This window comes from Terrabacter sp. FW104-15G4B, from assembly GCF_058790095.1.
Map to the genome: position 1 here is coordinate 21,400 of NZ_JBYTCI010000038.1, position 5,365 is coordinate 26,764.

5 protein-coding genes and 1 pseudogene are annotated in these 5,365 nt (G+C 63.5%); 2 read left to right on the plus strand and 4 right to left on the minus strand.

Annotated features, from left to right (window positions below; all coding sequences use genetic code 11):
• Nucleotides 1-28: 28 nt before the first annotated feature.
• Nucleotides 29-199: a Flp family type IVb pilin gene (locus tag AC3WRT_RS18960; protein WP_492724692.1), complete on the minus strand. Its 171-nt coding sequence runs from the start codon at nt 197-199 to the stop codon at nt 29-31.
• 337 nt (nt 200-536) lie between these two features.
• Between AC3WRT_RS18960 and AC3WRT_RS18965 the strand changes: the two genes are divergently transcribed.
• Nucleotides 537-1,781, plus strand: coding sequence for a hypothetical protein (locus tag AC3WRT_RS18965; RefSeq protein ID WP_492724694.1), 1,245 nt, complete (start codon nt 537-539; stop codon nt 1,779-1,781).
• 250 nt (nt 1,782-2,031) lie between these two features.
• On the opposite strand, the gene AC3WRT_RS18970 is transcribed toward AC3WRT_RS18965, so the two are convergent.
• Nucleotides 2,032-2,982: a glycosyltransferase family 87 protein gene (locus AC3WRT_RS18970; RefSeq protein ID WP_492724696.1), complete on the minus strand. Its 951-nt coding sequence runs from the start codon at nt 2,980-2,982 to the stop codon at nt 2,032-2,034.
• Nucleotides 2,939-3,832 (minus strand): glycosyltransferase family 87 protein, encoded by an 894-nt coding sequence (locus AC3WRT_RS18975; RefSeq protein WP_492724698.1) that lies wholly within the window; start codon nt 3,830-3,832, stop codon nt 2,939-2,941. Before AC3WRT_RS18975 ends, AC3WRT_RS18970 begins: the two co-directional genes overlap by 44 nt.
• Before the next feature lie 251 nt (nt 3,833-4,083).
• Between AC3WRT_RS18975 and istB the strand changes: the two are divergent.
• Nucleotides 4,084-4,707: pseudogene (istB, locus tag AC3WRT_RS18980) on the plus strand (IS21-like element helper ATPase IstB); the annotation flags it as partial.
• Nucleotides 4,708-4,863: 156 nt separating this feature from the next.
• On the opposite strand, the gene AC3WRT_RS18985 reads toward istB, so the two are convergent.
• Nucleotides 4,864-5,103, minus strand: a complete 240-nt coding sequence (locus tag AC3WRT_RS18985; protein WP_492724699.1) for a hypothetical protein — start codon at nt 5,101-5,103, stop codon at nt 4,864-4,866.
• Nucleotides 5,104-5,365: the final 262 nt, after the last annotated feature.

The window sequence follows — 5,365 nt, forward strand, 5'->3', positions numbered from 1 at the left end:
CCCCAACCTCGCACCCCCTTGACGCCAATCAGATGGCGGTAGCGACGTTGGCGAACGTGTTGGACACGTTCTTGCCGAGCAGGGTGACGACAGCGATGATGACGGCTGCGATCAGCGCAACCATGAGGCCGTACTCGACGGCGGTGGCGCCGCGCTCCCGGTTGAGCAGGGTCTGGATCTTGGCAGCAAGCTTGGTCATGATGATGGGTTCCTCCCGTTTGAGGTGGGGCCACCCGATGTGCCCCCCGCCAAAAGGAAGATTAAGTGGAGCAACACGCCGTGTCTTGAAAATCCTCGAAGTTCACAAAATCGTTTGAATCAGGCTGGTTTGGACCGTCCGGGTGGGAGCGTTGGGTATAGGCCCGCGGCCACATCGGCTGCAACTGCTAGGCACGGAGGGGAACTTGCACCCTGCACTGACGAGACGCCCCTACCGGCAGGGGATGCCTACCGTCGAACATGCCGCCGTCGGTCTTGTAGCGCTGGCAGCAAGCGCGGTGAGCGTCGTCGGTTCGGATGCCCTGTGGGTACCGGCCATGGGCGATCGCATCAAGGCCGCTGGGACGATACCGAGGGGAATCCCCTACGCCGCAGCACCATCGGGAGACTGGGTCAACACAACGGCACTGGGTCAGCTGCTCCTCTCCATGGTGCATTCCGGGGGAAGCTTCGGCGTCCTGATTGCCCAAGTAGCTGCCGTGTGCTCGACGCTGGTTCTTCTCGTGAACGAAGCCGCCCGTCGCGGAGCGCGGCCGGTGGCCACCTCTTGGGCGGTCGTTGCGCTCTCGATAGGAGCGGCCACGTCCCTCTTCATTGCCAGAGCTCAGATGTTGTCTCTGGTGCCTTTCGTTCTCCTTCTTGTCCTGCTCCGCCGCCAGCAGGACCGACCGACCACGAGCATCTGGTGCGCGGTGCCGCTGCTCGCTCTGTGGGGCAACCTGCACGGGGCCGTCTTGGTGGGTGTGGCCGTGCTCGGGTGTTACCTCCTTCTCTCGCGGGTGTTCGTAACACCGATCACGGCCCTTGCAGTCGGCGCAGCCTCCCTGGTGGCAACCTGCCTCAACCCTGGACTGGGGAACGCCCCTCGCTACTATCTTGGAGTCTTCAGTGGCCAGGCGACCACGGATGATTCAGGCATGTGGGGCCGGCTTAGCCTCGCGAGTCCGTTCGATGCCCTGCTGATGCTCGTCGCCGTCGCTTTCGCCAGTGCCGCGCTACGTCGGCGTAAGCCCGCGTGGGAGTACGCCGCCGGTCTCGGGCTCGTGCTCGCCACAGCATCGGCGGCACGACACGGGGTATGGCTACTTATATTTCTCACCGTTCCAGCTGCGACGGCATTCCCATCGGACGAGGGTGGCAGGCTCCGCCTAAGGCCCTCGATGGTGCGCGTTCCGATAGTTCTCACCGGGCTCGCGGTCGTGCTCTCGGCAACGATATTGGCTTTGCGGGCACCTACCTTTCGTGCGGCAGACCTCGAAGCAGACTCGATCACGAGGGCAACTGCTGGCCATGTGGTGCTGGCACCAGAGCCACTGGTGGAGTCCCTTGCCGCGGCTGGCGCCACTGTTTGGGCCAGTAACCCTCTGGATGCATTCAGCCAATCGGACCAATCCGCTTACTTGGCGTTCGTGAAGGGGAACGACGTTGGTGCGCAAGTCGCTTTTGCCCAAGCCGACGTTGTGGTCGCCGTGGAGGGCACGCCGCCAGCGCGCCTCGCCGTCAGCGAGGGATTCACCCGCATGACGCGCCAAGGTCGGTACGTTCTCATGCGCCGGCCTTGACGAGCGTGTTGGCTCAGGGCGTCAGGTATGCGCCCATGCAATAGTTAAGCGTGCGTCGCCGGCTGAAATTCGGTCGGATCACCATCGCCCAGCGACGCGCCGAGAACGACCGCCGACGGTGGCCCTGACGTCCACCAGGAAGCTGACCAACTCCCCGACTCAATCCCTCGTCTAGAAGTTGCTCGCTTGCCGCCAAGGCCGACCGGCCAACTCGCAAACCAGGTCACGACAGCACTCAGTTTTCCACGGATCACCGATCGGGAGCGGCTCGTTCACCTTGACTGCCCGGCACGTCCACATATCGGGACTCCTGAATCGCAAGCCCACCTGGGTGGTCCAGCACGTGCAACTCACCGACACTGGCGTCCTCCTTGAGTAGGCGAGGTGTCGCCGCCAACACTGCGAAGGGGTTGAATGCAAGGATGAGTGGAGATGCCAGGTAGGTGGCAAAGGCCAAGGGCCAACGTTTACTCAGGCGCGCCGTGATCACCACAATGGTCGCCACGATAGCCACCCGCAAGAATACGTCCCTGGCTCCGTTGTCAGAGTTCCCGGCAAGGAAACGAACCCAATCAACCCATTCCTGTGGACTCACGGCTACCGACACTCCGACCATACCCGCTCCTACGACCAGGGTACGACCGAGCGCCCTCCATTCACCTCGCACCAGAAACCACAGTAGGCCAACGCCGGAAGTCAGCTTCGTGAGCAGCATTAACAGGAACGCCTCTGGCCTACCCCGCAGCGCGACGACCAGCGCCACCGCAAAAAGCAGGAAGACGCTCCCAAGCGCCACTTCCGTCGTCAGTAGCCCTACGATAGCCAGTGCTCGAAGAAGAGGAAGTCGTTTGAACAGCCAGTGCAAACATGCAACTTGAAGCACCGTCCAGATGGCATAGAAGGCGAGCCAAGGCAATTGCGCTAGGGGCCATAAAGCTTGCACAAAAAGTGGAGCATAGAGATAGGCGTCTCGATAGGTCGGCGGGGCGGCATACAAATGTCCATAATGGTGGGGCGCCAACCAATAGGCGTGCGCGTCGGCGCCGAGATTCCCAGACTTGAAAAGCATGTACATCTGCGTGACGGCGAACACAGGTGAAACCAGAGTTGGCGCATGCCACGTTGCCGACTCCAGCAACTCTGTGTTAAACGGCGCATCATGATTCGCCGCCTTGCGTTTCCCTGAGCAACTCCATCTCACGATGGCGAGCGTTCAGCTCGCGCGCCCTCAACGAAGAGTTCACGGAACTGTCCTGTTTCAACAGCAGGAGCCGGGGAACGGCGGCTAGAACAGCGAGCGCCGCGTAACCTCCCAGCACAGGGCACGCCACTACCATCGCGGGCGCCAGGAGCCACGGGCGGTCCTTACGTCCCGAATAGATGACGAGAGCAGCGCCGAAGACGACTCGTAGGGCAGCCCCCGCACCGCGAGAACCCGACGAGCTACCCATGAACTCGATCCACCGAACCCATGCCCCCGGGGAGACTGCCACCGAGGCACCCACCAGGAGAGCGGTCGATGTGACTGCCCACAGGACTGCGCGCCACTCCCCTCGTGCTACATGCCAAAGTCCAACGACTGCAGGACCCACCTTGGTGAGCAACGGGAACGCCAGGGCACCTGAGGCGCCCTGGACGGTCAGGACCAGAACCAGCGCAAAAAAGAGGTAGACGTTGCCGATGAGCAGGTCGGGAGATAGCAAGAGACCCGCGACGGCTCCACGCCACCAACCAAGTGGCCGAAGCAGCCAAACGAGCGCCACCAGCCCGGCAACAGCCCAGATTGACTGGAAGAAGGGCCACGGAAGCGCACCCAGCGGCATGAGGAGCTGCGCGAAGACGGGTGAGTAGAGATAGGCGTCCGTGTAAGCGGGTGGGCGCGTGTACCAGCTCGATGGGTCCTGTGCTGCCAACCAATAGGCATGCGAGTCCAAGCCTAGGTGGCCAGCGCTGGCATAGCCAGCGGTCTGAAGCACGGCGAAGAGGACCGCTCCCGGTGTGAGCGCCAGCCACACTGCGCGGGCCAACTCTCTTCTGTCGAATCGAGGCATATCAAGCACTCAGGCGGCTCTCGGCCATGTTTGCGGTCGAAGCGGGTAAGAGTGCTGCTCCATCAGTATCCCCTGTGGCGAAGGCGCTTCGTCTGCTCATGGCGCCCTGCTGGGCACGCACGGACCATAACCGTGGGAGGCCCGCCGTGGGGGTCGAACGGTGGATCTAGTCACCGCAGCTTCGGACGCCACCAGGGCGTAACAAACGAGCGATCAACCACTCCTACGTCGGGTCAAATACAGGTCGAACTGCCCGCAAAGCCTCCGGCGCGCAGCTTCGGATGCGCACCGCCGAGTTCCCTGCACGGAAGACGATCGCGGAGTTCGACTGGGACGCCCAACCCGCCGTCCGCCAACAGATCGCCGCCCTGGCTTCCGGCGGCTTCCTCACCGAGGCCCGCAACGTCGTGCTCCTCGGCCCGCCTTGCGCTGGCAAGACCCACATGGCCACCGGCCTGGGGATCGCCGCCGCGAGCCCCGGCCACCGGATCTTGTTCGCGACCGCGACGGACTGGGTCACCCGCCTGAGCGAGGCCCAACGCTCCGGGCGGCTGGCCGCCGAGCTGAACCGGCTACGCCGCTTCGGACTGATCATCGTCGACGAGGTCGGCCACCTGCCCTTCGAGCAAGACGCCGCGAACTTGTTCTTCCAGCTCGTCTCATTCCGCTACGAACACGCCTCGCTCATCCTCACCAGCAACCTGCCCTTCAGCGGCTGGGGTGGGGGGTTCGGCGACCAAGCCATCGCCGCCGCGATGATCGACCGCGTTATCCACCACGCCGACGTCCTCACCCTCAAAGGCGCCAGCTACCGGCTCCGAAACCGCGGCATCGACACGCTGCCCAGCATCAGAACCCAAGACACGGCAGACTAGAAACAACGAACCGGTGGCCTCGATTTCGATCGTCGGATCGGCCTCATTTTCGAGCGTTGCCGACAACCCTCACCCCGGAGCCGTACCACCCCAATCAGCGGCAAGGCCTGGCCTCGCGTAACGCTCGAACGAAGCGCGCTCCAGCTCTTCTGCCTGCTACCTCGCGTGCCGCCCGCGGTAGAACAGAGCGGGCAACCGCGGACCCCGACGAGTGCGGACAGTCGTGTGCCGCATCTCTTCGTGAAGCTCATGGAGCATCGTGCTCGGGGCGGGCGGTGGCCACTCAATGGCGCGAGGGTCCGTCGTGTCCATGAAGTAGTCGGTCCAGCCGTAGTCGTCGCGGTAGCGCAGCTTGCCATCGCCGACGTAGTACCAGCCCTCAGGTTTGTCGTTCATCGTTCCCCCACTGAATGCACTTGTGTGCGGGATTCCCCCTCCCGCATTCACAAGATAGAGCCGCTGAACCCTTCCCCACTGCAGTTGTCGGATTAGTCCGATTTGGCGGACGCAGAGGCACATTCGGGGCATTCGCTAGACTCAGTGCCGGCCCAGCGCGACGTCGCGCCCGGCCATGGTGTGCCGGGAAGTCTGGTCGGCGTCCTACGACGCGACCCCGAAAGGCCCCAACGGTGACCGACGCGCCCTCCCCCGGCAGCCC

What these genes read in the sequence shown, in the direction of transcription:
- AC3WRT_RS18975 (WP_492724698.1), bottom strand. Translation starts at nt 3,832, where the DNA reads ATGCCTCGATTCGACAGAAGAGAGTTGGCCCGCGCAGTGTGGCTGGCG.
- AC3WRT_RS18985 (WP_492724699.1), bottom strand. Translation starts at nt 5,103, where the DNA reads ATGAACGACAAACCTGAGGGCTGGTACTACGTCGGCGATGGCAAGCTG.
- AC3WRT_RS18965 (WP_492724694.1), top strand. Translation starts at nt 537, where the DNA reads ATGGGCGATCGCATCAAGGCCGCTGGGACGATACCGAGGGGAATCCCC.
- AC3WRT_RS18960 (WP_492724692.1), bottom strand. Translation starts at nt 199, where the DNA reads ATGACCAAGCTTGCTGCCAAGATCCAGACCCTGCTCAACCGGGAGCGC.